Source organism: Streptomyces sp. NPDC019531, from assembly GCF_044903305.1.
In the GTDB taxonomy this organism is placed as follows: Bacteria; Actinomycetota; Actinomycetes; order Streptomycetales; family Streptomycetaceae; genus Streptomyces.
Genome location: NZ_JBJDQL010000028.1, coordinates 65,163 through 81,655, shown reverse-complemented (window position 1 = coordinate 81,655; position 16,493 = coordinate 65,163). Strand labels below are relative to the sequence as shown.

16 protein-coding genes are annotated in these 16,493 nt (G+C 71.3%); 8 read left to right on the top strand and 8 right to left on the bottom strand.

Going from position 1 to position 16,493, the window contains the following annotated elements; genetic code table 11:
• Positions 1 to 7 precede the first annotated feature (7 nt).
• Positions 8 to 640, bottom strand: a complete 633-nt coding sequence (locus tag ACI2L1_RS28465) for a biliverdin-producing heme oxygenase (protein WP_404742226.1) — start codon at positions 638 to 640, stop codon at positions 8 to 10.
• The gene (locus ACI2L1_RS28460; protein WP_404742225.1) at positions 637 to 1,716 is read right to left on the bottom strand and encodes a polyprenyl synthetase family protein; all 1,080 of its coding nucleotides are present in this window, start codon (positions 1,714 to 1,716) and stop codon (positions 637 to 639) included. Before ACI2L1_RS28460 ends, ACI2L1_RS28465 begins: the two co-directional genes overlap by 4 nt.
• 157 nt (positions 1,717 to 1,873) lie before the next feature.
• Here ACI2L1_RS28460 and ACI2L1_RS28455 point away from each other — a divergent pair, with 157 nt between their 5' ends.
• Together ACI2L1_RS28455 and cpt are read left to right on the top strand one after the other, a co-directional pair.
• On the top strand, positions 1,874 to 2,656 hold the full coding sequence (locus ACI2L1_RS28455; protein WP_404742224.1) for a sulfite exporter TauE/SafE family protein: 783 nt from the start codon (positions 1,874 to 1,876) through the stop codon (positions 2,654 to 2,656).
• 15 nt (positions 2,657 to 2,671) lie between these two features.
• Positions 2,672 to 3,217 (top strand): chloramphenicol phosphotransferase CPT, encoded by a 546-nt coding sequence (gene cpt, locus ACI2L1_RS28450; protein WP_404742223.1) that lies wholly within the window; start codon positions 2,672 to 2,674, stop codon positions 3,215 to 3,217.
• Here cpt and ACI2L1_RS28445 read toward each other — a convergent pair.
• Together ACI2L1_RS28445 and ACI2L1_RS28440 are read right to left on the bottom strand one after the other, a co-directional pair.
• A complete protein-coding gene (locus ACI2L1_RS28445) occupies positions 3,201 to 3,845 on the bottom strand; it encodes a class F sortase (RefSeq protein WP_404742222.1) in 645 nt (214 codons plus the stop codon). The two genes, cpt and ACI2L1_RS28445, sit on opposite strands and share 17 nt — an antisense overlap.
• A 111-nt stretch (positions 3,846 to 3,956) precedes the next feature.
• The gene (locus tag ACI2L1_RS28440) at positions 3,957 to 4,478 is read right to left on the bottom strand and encodes a hypothetical protein (protein ID WP_404742221.1); all 522 of its coding nucleotides are present in this window, start codon (positions 4,476 to 4,478) and stop codon (positions 3,957 to 3,959) included.
• A 279-nt stretch (positions 4,479 to 4,757) separates the two neighbouring features.
• On the opposite strand from ACI2L1_RS28440, the gene ACI2L1_RS28435 reads away from it, so the two are divergent.
• On the top strand, positions 4,758 to 5,339 hold the full coding sequence (locus ACI2L1_RS28435; RefSeq protein WP_404742220.1) for an NADPH-dependent FMN reductase: 582 nt from the start codon (positions 4,758 to 4,760) through the stop codon (positions 5,337 to 5,339).
• 100 nt (positions 5,340 to 5,439) lie between these two features.
• The gene (locus tag ACI2L1_RS28430) at positions 5,440 to 5,880 is read left to right on the top strand and encodes a VOC family protein (RefSeq protein WP_404742219.1); all 441 of its coding nucleotides are present in this window, start codon (positions 5,440 to 5,442) and stop codon (positions 5,878 to 5,880) included.
• A gap of 46 nt (positions 5,881 to 5,926) precedes the next feature.
• Here the strand turns inward: ACI2L1_RS28430 and ACI2L1_RS28425 are convergent, their stop codons facing one another.
• Together ACI2L1_RS28425 and ACI2L1_RS28420 are read right to left on the bottom strand one after the other, a co-directional pair.
• Positions 5,927 to 7,252 carry an aminoglycoside phosphotransferase family protein gene (locus ACI2L1_RS28425; protein WP_404742218.1) on the bottom strand — a complete coding sequence of 442 codons (1,326 nt, stop codon included), beginning with the start codon at positions 7,250 to 7,252 and terminating at the stop codon, positions 5,927 to 5,929.
• A gap of 78 nt (positions 7,253 to 7,330) precedes the next feature.
• Positions 7,331 to 8,986 carry a M4 family metallopeptidase gene (locus ACI2L1_RS28420; RefSeq protein ID WP_404742217.1) on the bottom strand — a complete coding sequence of 552 codons (1,656 nt, stop codon included), beginning with the start codon at positions 8,984 to 8,986 and terminating at the stop codon, positions 7,331 to 7,333.
• A 131-nt stretch (positions 8,987 to 9,117) separates the two neighbouring features.
• On the opposite strand from ACI2L1_RS28420, the gene ACI2L1_RS28415 reads away from it, so the two are divergent.
• Entirely contained in the window at positions 9,118 to 9,537 is a 420-nt protein-coding gene (locus ACI2L1_RS28415) for a gamma-glutamylcyclotransferase family protein (protein WP_404742216.1), read from the top strand.
• A 1-nt stretch (position 9,538) separates the two neighbouring features.
• Here the strand turns inward: ACI2L1_RS28415 and ACI2L1_RS28410 are convergent, their stop codons facing one another.
• Positions 9,539 to 11,620, bottom strand: coding sequence for a molybdopterin oxidoreductase family protein (locus ACI2L1_RS28410; protein ID WP_404742215.1), 2,082 nt, complete (start codon positions 11,618 to 11,620; stop codon positions 9,539 to 9,541).
• Between the two features lie 169 nt (positions 11,621 to 11,789).
• Entirely contained in the window at positions 11,790 to 12,476 is a 687-nt protein-coding gene (locus ACI2L1_RS28405; protein WP_404742214.1) for a vancomycin high temperature exclusion protein, read from the bottom strand.
• A gap of 213 nt (positions 12,477 to 12,689) precedes the next feature.
• On the opposite strand from ACI2L1_RS28405, the gene ACI2L1_RS28400 reads away from it, so the two are divergent.
• The 3 genes from ACI2L1_RS28400 to ACI2L1_RS28390 all read left to right on the top strand — a co-directional run bounded on the left by ACI2L1_RS28400 (position 12,690) and on the right by ACI2L1_RS28390 (position 16,369).
• On the top strand, positions 12,690 to 13,541 hold the full coding sequence (locus ACI2L1_RS28400; protein WP_404742213.1) for a sirohydrochlorin chelatase: 852 nt from the start codon (positions 12,690 to 12,692) through the stop codon (positions 13,539 to 13,541).
• Between the two features lie 132 nt (positions 13,542 to 13,673).
• Positions 13,674 to 14,915, top strand: a complete 1,242-nt coding sequence (locus ACI2L1_RS28395; RefSeq protein WP_404742212.1) for a deoxyguanosinetriphosphate triphosphohydrolase — start codon at positions 13,674 to 13,676, stop codon at positions 14,913 to 14,915.
• Positions 14,916 to 15,103: 188 nt separating this feature from the next.
• On the top strand, positions 15,104 to 16,369 hold the full coding sequence (locus ACI2L1_RS28390) for an NAD(P)/FAD-dependent oxidoreductase (protein ID WP_404742211.1): 1,266 nt from the start codon (positions 15,104 to 15,106) through the stop codon (positions 16,367 to 16,369).
• The last annotated feature ends 124 nt before the right edge of the window (positions 16,370 to 16,493 follow it).

The following is a 16,493-nucleotide window of genomic DNA, read 5'->3' as shown; positions in this document are numbered from 1 at the left end:
GCCTGGTCTACGACCCGTCCTGGGCCAGCCCCCTCGACAGCGCCTCCGTCACGGCCGCGGTGTGACGGTACGCACGTTCCGCCGCCGCGATCACCCGGTTCAGGGGCTCCGGGTCGGTCAGGGTCTCGTTCAGGAGGGCGGTGAGGCGGGCCCAGCGGGAGGGGTCACCGCTCGCGTAGTAGGTGGTGCCGTCGGTGTCACCGAGGCGGTGCGCGGCCAGGAGATGCGGCCGCAGGAACAGCGCACCCAGGGTGGAGCCCTCCAGTACATACAGAAACCCGAGCAGCTCGCGGGGTGCGGCCACGGCCGTCCGCCGGATGTCGTCGGCGAAGGCTCCCGCCGCGTCGGCCGCGAGGCTCCCGGCCCCGGCGCCCCCCTCCCCGAAGTACCGCAGATCTCCGTCGATGAGCGGAACCTTGATCAGGTCCGGCGACCACACCCGGACCACGTCCGGGCAGGTCGTGCGGGTCAGCTCGGTCTCCAGGGCCGCCAGGATCACCCGGTACGCGGTGAGCTGGCCGACGTACCGGTCCAGCGGCAGCCTGCCCGCGAGCAGGGCGAGCGCGAAGTCGCTGGTCTGCAGGATGTCGTGCCAGGCCCGGGTCGCGGACCGCAGGCGCTCCGCCGCTGTGGGAGTCATGTGTCACCTCGCTGCCGCAACGTCTCGCAGAGCCGGTCGATGAGGTGGCCCTTGCGGTCGATCGTGATGTCGAAGTAGGCCGCGCTCGCCTCGGACCGGCACACGCCGTGGACGAGTTCCTTCGCCGACCGTTTCAGCTCGGCCGCTTCGGCGGAGAGGTCGCGCAGCAGGCCGGGCAGCCTCGGGTGGCCCAGGACGTACGACCGCGCGTCCTCCTCCGGCGCCGGGCCGAGCAGTTCCAGGGACACCCGGTTGCTCAGCCCGTCGAAGTCCTCGTTGGCGCCCCCGAACTCCGGGACCACGTCGGTCAGGTCGTTGAACAACTGGCTCGCGAGTCCCAGCCGGCGCATCGCCTCGTCCAGGGTGCGCCGCTCCTCCTCGACGACCCGCAGACCCGCGAGGGCCGCGTCGAGCGGCATCCAGAACAGCGTGCCGGTCTTGTGCGCGGCGACCGACTCCCAGAACCGCACCCGCTCCGCGCGGGACGCTGCCAGCAGCTCGGCCTGAGCCTCGGCCGACCTGGTCGCCATGTCGGCGGCCTGGCCGGTGAAGCCGCGCCCGACGGAGCCGACCAGGCTGTCCGTCACCGCAGGGTCCGCCACGTGCCGCAGCGCCGCCATGATCAGCCAGGACCCGGTGTTGAGGGCGACCGGGACGCCGTGGGTGGCGTGCAGCGCGGGCTCGCCGTACCGCACCGCGCTGCCGTCCTGGATGTCGTCGAGGACGACCGCGGCCTTCAGCAGGATCCGCACGGCGACGGCCGTACGCCGGATCACCGCGAGGTCGGCGGAGTCCGGCTCCTCGGTGAAACCCCGGTAGTTGCGGTACGCCCAGTACACCATCGACGGCCGCAGCGGAGCCCGGCCGCCGGGTGCCCCCGCGGCCGGGGGCAGGGCCTGCTGGCCCACCTTGGAGCCGAGCGCGTCGGCCACCGGCGTGTACAGGGACCGCTCCAGCGCGGCGGCGTACACCGAGTCCTTCAGGTCACCGGAGAGGCCGCCGAGAAACACGGCCAGATCGTCCTCAAGCAGCGCGGCGTCCCGGCGTACGACCGCTTCTAAGTGTGTCGCGTCCACAGGTGAATGGTCGGTCTTCCCCATAGATCAGAGCGAGATCATCTTTGGCCATACGTGCACGTTTTCTCTATGAGTGTGGCCGATTCGTGACCGCCCCGGATGCTCTCGGCGCCCCGTGCGCCCATCCCTCAGGGTGGCGTCCCTTAGGGTCGCGATCATGCCCGACATATCGCTGACCACCGCCGTCGTCCTGTGCCTCGCTGCCCTCGCGGCCGGCTGGATCGACGCCGTGGTCGGCGGCGGAGGCCTCCTCCTGCTGCCGGTCCTGCTGCTCGGCCTGCCGTCCGGCACCCCGGCCGCGTACGCGCTCGGCACCAACAAGGCGGTCGCCATCGTCGGCACCTCGGGGGCCGCGGTGACGTACGCCCGCAAGGCCCCCGTGGACGTACGCCTGGCCGTCCGCATCGGGATCGCGGCCGTCGCCGGGTCCTCGGCCGGTGCCTTCTTCGCGGCCGGGATGAGCACGGAGGTGCTCAAGCCGCTGATCATGGTCGTCCTGCTGGCCGTCGCCGCCTTCGTGATCCTCCGCCCCGCCTTCGGCACCGCCCCCGCGACCGGCCCCGCCACCCGCCGCCAGGTCCTCGCCGCGATCGGCCTCGCGGGCCTCGGTATCGGCTTCTACGACGGTCTGATCGGCCCCGGCACCGGCACGTTCCTGGTCCTCGCCCTCACCGCGGTCCTCCACCTCGACCTCGTGACCGCCTCCGCCACCGCCAAGATCGTCAACTGCTGCACCAACGCCGGGGCGCTCGCGATGTTCGCCTGGCAGGGCACCGTCCTGTGGCAACTGGCCGCCCTCATGGCCCTGTTCAACCTCGCGGGCGGCACCCTGGGCGCGCACACCGCGCTGAAGAGGGGCAGCGGGTTCGTACGGGTCGTCCTGCTGGCGGTCGTGTTCGCACTGGTCGCGAATATTGCGTACGAGCAGTGGCTCGCCTGACGCTACGGTGGCGCCGTGACGACTCAGGTGATCGTGCTCAACGGCGGTTCCAGTTCCGGCAAGTCGGGGATCGTGCGGTGTCTGCAGGCGGTCCTGTCCGACCCGTGGCTGGCCTTCGGTATCGACGGGTTCGTCGCGTCGATGCCCGCGTCGCTGACGTCCTCCGACGCGGGGATCGCGTTCGCGGCGGACGGCGGGGTGAGCGTCGGCGAGGAGTTCACGCGCCTTGAGGCGGCCTGGCGGGCGGGCGTCGCCGCGACGGCCTGGGCGGGCGCCGGGGTGATCGTCGACGACGTGTTCCTGGGCGGCAGCCACTCGCAGGAACGGTGGCGCAAGTCCCTGGACGGGCTGAACGTGCTGTGGGTGGGGGTCCGGTGCGACCCCGAGGTGGCCGCGGGACGGGAGATCGTCCGCGGCGACCGGGCGCGCGGGATGGCCGAGAAGCAGGCGACGATCGTGCACCAGGGTGTGGTGTACGACCTGGAGGTGGACACCACACATACCGAGGCCCTGGTGTGTGCGCGGACCATCGCCGAGGCGGTCGTCAGCGACTCCCCGTGAGGTGTGCGAACACCACCACGTTGCCCCGGTACCCGGTCGAGCGCGAGTAGCCTCCGCCGCAGGTGATCACCCGTAGCTCGGGCCTTCTCGCGGCGCCGTACACCTTCTCGTCGGGGAAGTCCTTCGCGTCGTACACCTCGACGGCGTCCACGGTGAACACCGCGATGCTCCCGTCGCGCCGGTCCACCTCGATCGCGCTGCCCCTGCGCAGGGCCCCCAGGGCGTAGAAGACGGCGGGTCCTTCGGCGTTGTCGACATGTCCGGCGACGATCGCCGTGCCCGTCTCGCCGGGGGTGGTGCCGGCCTCGTACCAGCCGGCGAGGTTCTTCTTCGCGGCCGGCGGGACATCGAGACTGCCGGTGGGAGTGAGGGCGAGGCCCATCAGGGGCGCGTCCACGTGGATCGAGGGGACGCGGATCCGGTCGGGCGGAGACGGCGGCAGGGCGGCCGCCGCGCCCCTCCCGGCATCCTGGCCGGCGGTGGTCCCTGCGGGGGAGTGCGCCTGGGCGGCGGACGGCTGCGGCGGGGCATGCGTCTCGGCGCCGCTGCGCAGCAGCCACGCACCGGAGCACAGGGCCACCACGGTGACGCCCGCTATCGCGGTGTTGCCGAATCTGCGGTTGAGCACAGAGCCTCCTCTACGGCTGGCCTGCCCGTCCCCCTCCGGGCCGCGAGGGGCGTCGGACCCGGAGGGGGAGGGGACATGCGGTACCGGCGGACGGACAGCGGAGGGTGTCCGTCAGATCCCGTCGCCTCTCGCCCGGCGATGCAGGAGCCAGGTACCGCCCGCGGCGGCGACGGCGAGAGCCGCCACACCGGCCGCGGTCTGCACGGGATCGTGGCCAAGTGCGCCGCCGACCCCCGTCTTCACACTTCCCCTGGGAGGCACCGGCTGTCGCCCGGAGGCCAGCGTCACCACCAGGTCGCCGGTCACCCGCCGGCCGTCCTCCGCGCAGGTCGCGGCGATCTCGTACGTCCCCGGCTGCGCACTCGGCGGCACCTGGAACTGCCCGATCGCGTCACCCTCGTGCGTGCTGGGCGCCAGCGTGAAGGGGCCCGCGCCCACCGCGCTGGCGTCCCCGGCCGCCGTACCGCCGTCCCCGCACGCCCCCGTGTTCACCGTGACCTGTCCGCCCGGTACGACGGAGGACGGGAACACCTCAAGGCCGTTCGCGCCCCCGGCGTACGCGGGTGCGCAGACGAGACCCGCTGCGGCGACGGCGAGCGCGCTGCCGGTCAGCAGGCGGGCGGTGGGGCGCATGGTGCTCCTTCGGGCTCTCGGGTGGGGTCCCTCTGCTGTCGAGGTAAGTGGCAGTGGGCCGAGCCCGCTTCCTGATGGTGCGTCAGAAATGTGGTGAATGGGTGTCAGGTCGGCGTGCACCGGCGCCGCGTGACCGAGGTTTCAGCAGGTCATCGCAGTACGGCGGGCAGCTCGTCGAAGAGAACCCGAAGAGTGCGGGGTGCGGGTGTGAACGGGTGACCCCGCTGTCCGCGATCCGGGCTTGACCTCAACTTTGGTCGAGGTACGAGGCTGTGCCGCATGCAGACAGACACCGCTCCTCTCCGGGTCGCCCTCGTCATCGGCAGCAACCGTCACGGCCGCTTCGGTCCCGTCGTCGCCGACTGGCTCCTCGACCGCCTGCGCGACCGCGACGACCTGGCCCCCGAGGTCGTGGACGTGGCCGGGATCGACCTGCCCACGACCTTCGCCCCGACCCCCGGCGCGACCGCCGCCCTCGCCTCGGTGACCCCCAGGCTCGCGTCGGCGGACGCCTTCGTGGTCCTCACCCCCGAGTACAACCACTCCTTCCCGGCCGCCCTGAAGAACCTGATCGACTGGCACTTCACGGAGTGGCAGGCCAAGCCGGTGGCCCTCGTCTCCTACGGCGGCATCTCGGGCGGCCTGCGCGCCACCGAGCACCTCCGCCAGGTCTTCGCCGAACTCCACGCGGTGACGGTGCGGGACACGGTGAGCTTCCACAACGCCGGGGGTTCCTTCGAGGACGGCCGTCTGAAGGCCCCTTCGGGCCCGGAGGCGGCGGCGAAGACGATGCTGGACCAGCTGGTGTGGTGGGGGAGCGTGCTGAGGGAGGGGAGGGCGGCGAGGCCCTACGGCGGCTGAAGGCGCACCCCTGGCCCGGTGTCGCCCCTGGCCGGAGTGTCGCCCCCGGCCGGGGTGTCGCGCCGGCTCCCGCCGTCGGGACTACGGTGAGGTGATGGGCATGGAACAGCGCATCACCCTGATCACGCTGGGCGTCTCGGACCTCGCCCGCTCCAAGGCCTTCTACGAGGCCCTCGGCTGGCGCGGCCAGGAGGTCGCGGAGACCGTCTTCTTCCAGGCGGGCGGCCTGGGCCTGGTCCTGTGGAGCCGGGAGAAACTGGCGGCGGACTGCGGCCTGGAACCGGGCCCCGCGAGCGGCTTCGGCGGCATCGCACTGGCCCACAACGTCCGCTCGGAGGCGGAGGTCGACGCCCTCCTCGCGCAGGTCGCGGAGGCGGGCGGCACCATCACCAAACCCCCCGCCGTGAACACCATCGGCTTCTACTCCAGCGCCTTCACCGACCCGGACGGCCACGCCTGGGAGGTGGCCCACAACCCGGGCTTCCCCCTGGCGGAGGACGGCACGGTGACACTCCCGGACTTCGGTCAGGGCCCGTCGTGAGCGATCGCGCTGCGACGTCTTCGTGGGGCCGGAGGCGGTGTCGGGTTCAGTCCCCGGCGAGTGCTTCCTCGATGGCCCGTATCCCCACCGCCGTGAGGACCGGGTTCTTGCCGCCCCGGTAGTAGTGCACCGCGCCCACTGCCCAGCGCAGGGCCCACGCGCGTCCCCGCTCCCAGGTGGCCTCGTCGACCTCCGTCGCCTCCCGGAACAGGCGGCGGCTGTCGCCGCTGAACAGGGTCCAGGCCGGGAGGGTGTCCGCCGCCGGGTCCCCGGCGCCGAGGCAGCCGAAGTCGATGACCGCGGTGAGACGGCCGTTCGCGGTGAGCAGGTTGCCGGGGAGGAGGTCGGCGTGGAGCCAGACGGGTGCGCGATCCCAGTGCGGGAGTCGGAGGGCCTCGTCGATGAGGGCGATCGCACGGGTCGCGTCCAGGATGCCGTCGGCACCGAGGTCCCGGATCGCCGGCCGGGTGTCGTCGTCACAGACGTGGAGGGGCCCGGCGCGGTAGGAGGCCGGTGCGCCGGTGGCGTCGACCGCTCGCAACGCGGCGACGAAACGCCCCAACTCCACCGCCGTGTCGGTGAGTTCGGTGATCGGCGAGTCGTAGGCGTTGTCCCCGTCCAGCCACCCGTACACCCCCCAGGGCAGCGCGTACCCCCGGCCGGGTTCCCCCTTCGCCAACGGCTCCGGCACGGCCAGCGGCAGATGCGGTGCCAGCCGGGGCAACCACCGGTGCTCGTAGTCCACCTGGTGCCCGCCACCGGGCAACCGCGGCAGCCGTACGACCATGTCGTCCCCGAGCCGGTACATCGCGTTGTCCGTCCCGGCCGAGTCGACGCGGGTGACGGGGAGTTCGCCCCACTGCGGGAACTGGTCCGCGACCAGCCCGCTCACCAGCTCCGTGTCGATGTCGAGCTCGTCGGCGTGCATCTTCGTGGTGGACGACATGGGGCTCCGGGGGAGAGGGGGTGGGGATATCGGCGGTGGAGCGTATCCGCGCGTACGAGCCCCGTGCCATCGCTTTTCTTCAGCCCCCGGTGCCGGACGAGAACCGCTCCGCGAGTTCGCGGTGCCGCGCCGCGGCCTGCCGGGCCTCGGCGGGGTGACGGGAGACCCCGGCAGGCTGCCGATGCGCTCGATCTCGTCGGCGAAACGCAGATGCTCGGCGCGCGCGTGCTCCCGGCAGGCCAGACACGTCACCCGGTCGGGCCGCGGCGAGGTCATGGCGTACGGCACCCGCACCCCGCACCCGGTGGTGACGACGCTCGGCAGGTCGCCCACCAGGCCGAACGTGGACGCGAGCATGGTGCGGACGGCGGCCTCGCCGCGGACCACCTTCACCTCGACATGGATGTGCGGGTCGCCCTCACCCACGCGCCCTCCTCGCCCCCGGCCGGACACGGCCGCCCCGGATCCGGAGGCGGCCGCACCACAACTCCCCGGACAGTGACGTCAGTTCACGTTCACCGCGCTCCAGGCCGCCGCCACCGCGTTGTACTCCGTGCTGCCCGCACCGTACAGATCCTTCGCGGCGTTGAGGGTCGCCGTCCGCGCACCCGCGTAGTTGGTCGAGGACGTCATGTAGACCGTCAGCGCCCGGTACCAGATGGCGCCCAGCTTGTCCCGCCCGATGCCGGTGACGGTAGAGCCGTTGGAGGTGGGGGAGTTGTAGCTGACGCCGTTGATGGTCTTGGGCCCGCTGCCCTCCGCCAGCAGGTACGCGAAGTGGTTGGCGACGCCGGAGGAGTAGTGGACGTCGAGGTTGCCCACCGAACTGCTCCAGGAGTCGGCGGAGTTGCCGTCCTTGGAGGGCTTGTCCATGTAGCGCAGGGCGTCGCGGCCGAAGCCGGAGCGGACGATCTTCTCGCCGATCAGATAGTCGCCGGTGTCCGAGGAGTTGCCCGCGTAGAACTCCACCAGCGTCCCGAAGATGTCGGAGGTCGCCTCGTTGAGCCCGCCGGACTCGCCCGAGTACGTCAGCGCCGCCGTCTTGGACGTCACACCGTGCGACATCTCGTGGCCCGCCACATCCAGCGACACCAGCGGGCCGAGCTGCGTCCCGTCACCGTCGCCGTAGGTCATGCAGAAGCAACTGTCGTCCCAGAAGGCGTTGTTGTAGTTGTTGCCGTAGTGGACGCGGTTGTACGAGCCCTTGCCGTCCCCGGCGATGCCGTTCCGGCCGTGGACGTTCTTGTAGTAGTCCCAGGTGACGTCGGTGCCGTACTGCGCGTCCACCGCGGCCGTGGCCCGGTCCGAAGCCGCCCCCGTGCCCCAGTGGTTGTCGGCGTCGGTGAAAAGGGTCGCGGGCGCCCGGCTGAGGCAGATGTTCAGGAAGCACAGGTCGGTCTTGTTGGCCGCGTCGCCGGTGTACGTGTTCCCGCGCGTCGCGTCCTTGAGCTGGTACGTCGACCCCGACAGCGTCGTCTCCAGCGGAACCGTCCCGCCGTACAGCGACTTGCCGTCGCCGGTGGCCTGCTCGATGCTGTCCCAGGCGTCGATCTGGGCGCCCGACCCGGCGTCCGTGAGCACCGTCCGCGCGACCGGGTTGCCGAGCGAGTCCTGCGCCACCGCGTTCGTCTGCCAGGCCAGCTTCGGCGCTCCGTGCAGCGCGTCGACGACCAGCTGGGGTTTGGCCGTCAGCTTCTTCAGCGTCTCGCCGAGGTTGGCCGCCTTGAGCGCGTTCACCGCGAGCTCGGCGGCCTTCGGGGCGGACAGGGCCGGGGTGACGCTCGACAGGGATATCGCGCGCTTCGTGGCGCGCGAGGAGCTCTTGTACGCCCCGTCCGGCGCCAGATGGACCACGAAGTCACCGCCCAGCACGGGCAGTTGGTGGTAGGTACGGTCGTAGCGGACGTGCTGCGTGCCGTCGGCGTCGACGATCACGTCACGGACCTTGGTGTCCTGGGCGGAGGTGAGTCCCAGCGCCGAGGCCCGGTCGGCCAGGGCCGACGCGGCGTTGTCGAGCGCGGTGGCCCTGGTCGGACGGTCGGCGGCACCTGCGGTGGGGGAGAGGGCGGCGGCCAGCAGGGTGGCGGCGGTGGCGGTCACTCCGGCGGTGGCGAGACGACGGGAACGGGCACCTCGGACGTACGGCCGTATCCGACTCATCGGTCTCCTCTGAAAGGCGCCAACGGGGCGCGTGGGGGGTGGCGCGGATGTTGACGAAGATTTAAGAGGCCATGACAAGCCATGTCCATACCGCGTCACGTGCAGGTATGTGAGAGGAGAGAATCGTTTCTGTGACCCCTGCGAGACTCCCGTTCTTCGTCTACGGCACCCTCCGCCCCGGCGAGGTCAACCACGACCTCTTCCTGCGCGGCCGCATCCGCTCCGAGGAGCCGGCCCGACTCGCGGGCGCACTGCTCTACGACGGCCCCGGATACCCGTACGCCGTCGAGGAGGTCGGGGGAGTGACCATGGGGGAACTCGTCACCCCGCGGGCCGATGCCTACGCCGAACTGCTCGTCGCCCTGGACGAGTTGGAGGAGCACATCCCCGGGGACCCGCGCAACCTGTACGAACGGGTCGCCCGCGAGGTGATCCGCACGGCCGACGGCACCTCCGTGCGAGCCTGGGTCTATGTGGCGGCACCCCGCGTCGCCGCCCGCCTGCGTACCCGCGGCAAGCTCATCGAGAGCGGCGACTGGCTGCTCAGGTGAGTTACCGTTCCACCGCCTCGACCCGCACCGCGCACGCCTTGAACTCCGGCATCCGCGAGGTCGGGTCAAGCGCCGGGTTGGTGAGGGTGTTGGCGCGGCCCTCGCCGTACCAGTGGAAGGGCATGAAGACGGTGTCCGGGCGGATACCGAGCGTGATGCGGGCCGGTGCCACGGCCCGCCCGCGCCGCGAGACCACGGCCACCGGATCGCCCTCGGCCGCCCCCAGCCGCTCCGCGAGCCGCGGGTGCAGCTCCACGAACGGCCCGGGCGCGGCGGCGTTCAGCTCGTCCACGCGGCGGGTCTGGGCGCCGGACTGGTACTGCGCCACGACCCGGCCGGTCGTCAGCAGCACCGGGTACTCCTCGTCGGGCTCCTCCGCGATCGCCCGGTGCGAGACCGGGACGAAGCGGGCCCGGCCGTCCGGGGTGGCGAAGCGGTCCAGGAAGAGACGCGGGGTGCCGGGGTGCACCACCGTGTCCTGTGTCGGGCACGGCCAGAACACGCCGTTCTCCTCCGCCAGCCGCCGATACGTGATCCCGGAGTAGTCGGCCGGACCGCCCGCGCTCGCCCGGCGCAGCTCCTCGAAGACCTCCTCGGGGTCGGTCGGGAAGCCCTTCTCCACACCGAGGCGGTCGGCGAGTTCGTGCATGACGTCCAGATCGCTGCGGATGCCGTCCGGAGGCGTGATCGCCCGTCGGCGCAGCAGCACCCGCCCCTCCAGGTTGGTCGTGGTGCCCGTCTCCTCCGCCCACTGGGTCACCGGCAGGACCACGTCCGCGAGTTCCGCCGTCTCCGACAGCACGACGTCACAGACCGCCAGGAAATCAAGGGACTTGAAGCGCTCCTCGATGTGCGCCGCGTGCGGAGCCGACACCACCGGGTTGGAGCCCATCAGCAGCAGGGACTTGATGTCGGTGCCCAGCGCGTCCAGCAGTTCGTACGCACTGCGCCCCGGCCCGGGAAGCGAGTCGGGGTCCACGCCCCACACCTCGGCGACATGCGCCCGCGCCGCCGGGTCGTCCAGCTTGCGGTAACCGGGCAACTGGTCGGCCTTCTGGCCGTGTTCGCGCCCGCCCTGTCCGTTGCCCTGCCCGGTCAGACAGCCGTACCCGGACCGCGGCCGCCCCGCCCGCCCGGTCGCCAGGCACAGGTTGATCCACGCGCTCACGGTGTCGGTGCCCTTGGACTGCTGCTCGGGCCCGCGCGCGGTCAGCACCATCGCGGACTCCGGCTCGCAGAACAGCCGTACGGTCTCCCGGAGTTGAGGCACCGGCACACCGGTGATCCGCTCGACGTACTCCGGCCAGTGGGCCATCGCGGCGGCCCGCGCGTCCTCCCAGCCGGTCGTGCGCTCGCTGATGTACGCCTCGTCCGTGCGGCCTTCTGCCACCACCAGGTGCAGCAGCCCGAGGGCGAGCGCGAGGTCCGTCCCCGGGCGGGGCATCAGATGCAGGTCGGCCTGCTCGGCGGTCTTCGTGCGGCGCGGATCGACGACGATCAGTGTGCCGCCGTTCTCCTTGAGCTCGCTGAAGAACCGCAGCGACGGCGGCATGGTCTCGGCGAGGTTGGACCCCACGAGGATCACACAGCCCGACTTCGGGATGTCCTCAAGGGGGAACGGCAGTCCCCGGTCCAGGCCGAAGGCCTTCATTCCGCCGGCCGCCGCGGACGACATGCAGAAGCGCCCGTTGTAGTCGATCTGTGAGGTGCCGAGGACGACCCGCGCGAACTTGCCGAGCGTGTACGCCTTCTCGTTGGTGAGCCCGCCGCCGCCGAAGACCCCGCACGCGTCCGGGCCATGCTCCGCGCGCGTGCGGGACAACTCGTGGGCGATCCGGTCCAGTGCCTCGTCCCAGGTGGCGGGCACCAGCGTGCCCCCGGAGCGCACCAACGGGGAGGTCAGGCGCACCCGGGACGAGAGCACCGCGGCCGCCGTACGGCCCTTGCCGCACAGCGCGCCCCGGTTCACCGGGAAGTCCGCGCGCTCGCTCACCTCGACGGTCCCGTCCGGAGCGGGGGTGAGGTTCATGCCGCACTGCAGGGCGCAGTACGGGCAGTGCGTGGGCGTCGCGGAGTTCTGCATGCCCTTCAGCGTGCTTCGGCCGTGTTACACCGGGGACGGCTCTTTGTTACGCGCCCAAGACGGCGACCTCCCGCTCGGCGCCCGGAAACCGTGAGGCACGCATCGGCGCACCTGAGAGCCGCCACCGGACGGTACGGACGTCGCCCACGGTGTGAAAGACGCCACAGGCTCACCGTGCCGAGGCCAACGCTTTCGTCACCCCCGGCTCCTTCGGCCCCAGGAACCGCGGATCCGGCCGCAACGCCACGTCCAGCGCCGCCTTGCCCGCCGCGAGGATCTCCCGGACGCCGCCGTAGTACCAGGTGGCGTCGTGCCTGTCGTCGACGCCGATGCCGTACGAGGTGACACCCGCCGCCTCGCACAGCGCCACCGCCCGCCGGATGTGGAAGCCCTGGCTGATCAGTACGGCCTTGTCGACACCGAAGATCTTCTTGGCGCGGACACAGGAGTCCCAGGTGTCGAAACCGGCGTAGTCGCTGACGATCCGGGTGTCCGGGACGCCGTGCCGCCTCAGATAGACGCGCATGGCGTCGGGCTCGTCGTAGTCCTTGCGACTGTTGTCACCGGTGACGAGAACGACCTTGATCCGCCCGTCCCGGTACAGCTTCGCCGCCGCGTCGAGCCGGTGCGCGAGATACGGCGAGGGCTCGCCGTCCCACAGCCCGGCACCGAAGACGACGGCGACCTCGGTGCGCGGCGCGTCGGCCGTCGTGCGCAGCCGGTCACCCGTCACGACGTACATCCACGTCGACGGCAGCAGCGCGAGCACGCACACCGCCATCACGGCCTGAACGAGCCGCCGCCGACCGGCACGCGTGCGTGGCAGACGTGGTCTTCGCCCCTTCGGCAGTCGCATCGGACGGTCCCTCCCCGGTCGCCATTTCGACAACGAGAGACGTGACGTCAGCCCGCGCGGTTCGCCGCGGACGACGTGACCAGTCTCACTCTCGCTGACGAAAGCGCAGGTCACACCACCTCACAGACCCCATGCACCCCACCGTGAACCGCCGGAAAACACCCGTCATTCCTGTGCAACGGGAAGGCAACTTCCGGCCGCCACCATCTCTCCATGACGGCGACGAGTAACTCGGAAGCTCCTCGCGACCATCTCGAGAGTACGGCGCACATCATGAACCGGATCAGCAGCCAGCTCGCCAGCCAGCTCAGCCTCGTCCAGCTCGACGGCAGGCGCCGCCCCGAGCCGCCCGCGCTCGTCCTCGTGGCCCACGGCAGCCGCGACCCGCGCACCCTGAACACGGTCCACGAACTCCTCGACCAGGTCCGCGCACAGCGCCCGGACCTGCCGGTGCACCTGGGCCACATAGAACTCAACGAGCCCCTGCTCCCGGACACTCTGGCGTCCCTGGGGACGGCGGAGGCGGTCCTGGTCCCGCTCCTCCTCTCCCGCGGCTACCACGTGAAGCGCGACATCCCCGACATGGCGGCGGCCTCCCGGGCACGCACACGCGTGGCGGCCCCCCTCGGCCCGCACCCCCTCCTCGTGGACACCCTGCACGCCCGCTTGATGGAGGCGGGCTGGGACACGGGGATGGATGAGGAGACCCGCCGAACGAGCGCCGTGGTCCTCGCGGCGGCAGGCTCCCGCGACCCGGAATCGGCCGTGGACACCCGCCGCACGGCCCAACTCCTCGCGGGCCGCCTGGGAGTCCCGGTGATCCCGGCATACGCCTCGGCGGCGACTCCGACGGTCGAAACGGCGATCAGGGCGCTGACGGCAAGGGGCCGCGAAAGGGTGGCGGTGGCGTCGTACTTCACAGCCCCGGGCCTGTTCGCGACGCAGTGCGCTGAGAAGGCCCCATGGATCGCCTCGTCCCCCTTGGGCACCCACCCCGCCATGGCGGACCTGATCCTCCACCGCTACAACCAGGCATTGGCGACACAGGCGACTTCAGCTGCATAGGGGCGCGGGGCCGTATCGATCTGCGGCTCCGCCGCGTGGGCGCGACCAGCCACATCGGCGCCGCACTCGCCACTCATCGGATCCCCGCAGACGCACCGGCGAATTGTCAGTCCCTGCCCGTACTGTCGAGACATGCCGTACGACCTGCAGTCAACCGAACGCTGGGCCCCAGAACCCGACAAACGCCCCGGCCGCACCGCGTTCCAACGCGACCGCGCCCGCATCCTCCACTCCGCCGCGCTCAGAAGGCTCGCCGGCAAAACGCAGGTCGTCACCCCCGGAACGCGCAGTCAGGCGTGGGACGCCAGCCCCCGCACCCGCCTGACCCACTCCCTGGAATGCGCCCAGGTCGGCCGTGAACTGGGAGCGGCCCTCGGCTGCGACCCGGACCTGGTGGAGGCCGCCTGTCTGGCCCACGACCTCGGCCACCCCCCGTTCGGCCACAACGGCGAACAGGCCCTGAACGAGTTCGCCGACGACTGCGGCGGCTTCGAGGGCAACGCCCAGTCCCTGAGGCTCCTCACCCGCATCGAGCCCAAACGCTTCACGGAGGACGGCTCGGTAGGACTGAACCTCACCCGGGCCACCCTCGACGCGGCCACCAAATACCCCTGGCCCCGCGGAGCGCACTCGTCGCACAAGTTCGGCGTCTACGAGGACGACCGCCCCGTCTTCGACTGGATTCGCAAGGACGCCCCCGGCACCCGCACCACCTTCGAGGCCCAGGTCATGGACTGGGCCGACGACGTTGCGTACTCGGTGCACGACGTCGAGGACGGCCTCCACGCGGGCCACATCGACCCCAACTGCCTGCACGCGGAGCCGGAACGCCTGGCGGTCTTCGAGGTCGCCCTCGGCAGATACGTCCCCGAGGACACCGACCCCGCAGAACTCGCCGCCGCCCTGGACCGACTCCAGGAAGAACCGTGGTGGCCGCACGGCTACGACGGATCAGCCGTCGCCCAGGCCCGCCTCAAGGACGCCACCAGCCAGCTCATCGGGCGCTTCTGCCTGTCCGCCGAGGCGGCCACGCGCGAGCACCACGGCACCGGGCGGCTCACGAGATACGGCGCCGAACTCGTCGTACCGCACGAGACCCGCCTGGAGTGCGCGGTCCTCAAGGCCGTCGCCGACCGGTACGTCATGCAGCGCGCCGAGCAGGAGCGGCTGCGGGCCGACCAGCGGATCGTCGTCGCCGAACTGGCCGAGGCGCTCACGGTCCGCGCGCCGGACGGCCTCGACCCCCAGTTCCGCGCGCTGTTCGACCGGGCGCCCGACGACCGGGCCCGCAAACGGGTGATCGTCGATCAGATCGCTTCCCTCACCGACGCGTCCGCCCGTTCGCTTCACGCACGTCTCACGGGACACCTGTGATGCTTGCGGGACAAGAGTCGTGCGGATGGGACGGGAGTGACATGGATCGAGCCCGAATGTGACCCTCCGTGGCCTGATCGGGCCACTCCCTCTTCCCCCATCACGCTCCGTGCGGGACGCTCCCATGTGGCGGCACCCGCTGTGTTTACTGGGGGGACACCCCCCAGACCCCCCGTAGGAGGCATCAAGTGGTCGACGCGGATCAGACATTTGTCATCGTCGGAGGAGGTCTCGCCGGCGCGAAGGCGGCCGAGACGCTCCGGGCGGAAGGCTTCACCGGCCGCGTGATACTGATCTGCGACGAACGCGACCACCCCTACGAGCGTCCGCCGCTCTCCAAGGGCTACCTCCTCGGCAAGGAGGAGCGCGACAGCGTCTTCGTCCACGAACCGGCCTGGTACGCACAGAACGACATCGAGCTGCACCTCGGCGAGACCGTGGACGCCATCGACCGTACGGCGAAAACGGTCCGCTTCGGTGAGGACGGCACCGCAGTCCGCTACGACAAGCTGCTGCTCGCCACCGGCTCCGAACCCAGGCGCCTGGACATCCCGGGCACCGACCTGGCCGGTGTCCACCATCTGCGCCGCCTCGCCCACGCCGAGCGCCTCAAGGGCGTCCTGGCCGCCCTGGGCAGGGACAACGGCCACATCGTGATCGCCGGCGCGGGCTGGATCGGTCTGGAAGTCGCGGCGGCGGCCCGGGAGTACGGCGCCGAGGTCACCGTCGTGGAGCCGCTGTCCACCCCGCTCTACTCGGTCCTCGGACCCGAGCTGGGCAACATCTTCGCCGAACTGCACCGTGAGCACGGCGTCCGCTTCCACTTCGGGGCGAAGCTCACCGAGATCGTCGGCCAGGACGGCATGGTCCTCGCGGCCCGCACCGACGACGGCGAGGAGCATCCGGCGCACGATGTCCTCGCGGCGGTCGGCGCGGCCCCCCGGACCGCGCTGGCGGAGGCGGCCGGTCTGGAGATCGCCGACCGCACCCATGGCGGCGGGATCGTGGTCGACGAGCGGTTGCGCACCTCCGACCCCGACATCCACGCGGCCGGTGACGTGGCGTCCTTCCACCACACCCTGTTCGAGACCCGTCTGCGCGTCGAGCACTGGGCCAACGCCCTCAACGGCGGCCCGGCGGCGGCCCGCGCGATGCTGGGCCGCGAGCTCACCTACGACCGTGTGCCCTACTTCTTCTCCGACCAGTACGACCTGGGGATGGAGTACAGCGGCTGGGCGCCCCCGGGGACATACGACGAAGTGGTGATCCGGGGAGACGCAGGAAAGCGTGAGTTCATCGCGTTCTGGCTCAAGGACCGTCGAGTGCTGGCCGGGATGAACGTGAACGTGTGGGACGTCACAGAGCCCATCCAGCAGCTGATCAGGTCGAAGACACAGGTGAACACCGACTCCCTGGCGGACCCGCACGTTCCGCTCGAAAGCCTCGTCCCTTGAGTGTCGGCGCACCCCCGTGCTGCGATTCCCGGGGGACAACCCCCGGACCCCCGGCCGGAAAGCGTCTCGCCCCAGGAGTGTCAGTTCGGCCCCGTGCTGCATTTCCCGGGGGACAACCCCCGGA

Coding starts and splice junctions, on each gene's coding strand:
- ACI2L1_RS28465 (WP_404742226.1), bottom strand. CDS start 640: ATGACTCCCACAGCGGCGGAGCGCCTGCGGTCCGCGACCCGGGCCTGG.
- ACI2L1_RS28455 (WP_404742224.1), top strand. CDS start 1,874: ATGCCCGACATATCGCTGACCACCGCCGTCGTCCTGTGCCTCGCTGCC.
- ACI2L1_RS28440 (WP_404742221.1), bottom strand. CDS start 4,478: ATGCGCCCCACCGCCCGCCTGCTGACCGGCAGCGCGCTCGCCGTCGCC.
- ACI2L1_RS28435 (WP_404742220.1), top strand. CDS start 4,758: ATGCAGACAGACACCGCTCCTCTCCGGGTCGCCCTCGTCATCGGCAGC.
- ACI2L1_RS28430 (WP_404742219.1), top strand. CDS start 5,440: ATGGAACAGCGCATCACCCTGATCACGCTGGGCGTCTCGGACCTCGCC.
- ACI2L1_RS28420 (WP_404742217.1), bottom strand. CDS start 8,986: ATGAGTCGGATACGGCCGTACGTCCGAGGTGCCCGTTCCCGTCGTCTC.
- ACI2L1_RS28410 (WP_404742215.1), bottom strand. CDS start 11,620: ATGCAGAACTCCGCGACGCCCACGCACTGCCCGTACTGCGCCCTGCAG.
- ACI2L1_RS28405 (WP_404742214.1), bottom strand. CDS start 12,476: ATGCGACTGCCGAAGGGGCGAAGACCACGTCTGCCACGCACGCGTGCC.
- ACI2L1_RS28400 (WP_404742213.1), top strand. CDS start 12,690: ATGACGGCGACGAGTAACTCGGAAGCTCCTCGCGACCATCTCGAGAGT.
- ACI2L1_RS28395 (WP_404742212.1), top strand. CDS start 13,674: ATGCCGTACGACCTGCAGTCAACCGAACGCTGGGCCCCAGAACCCGAC.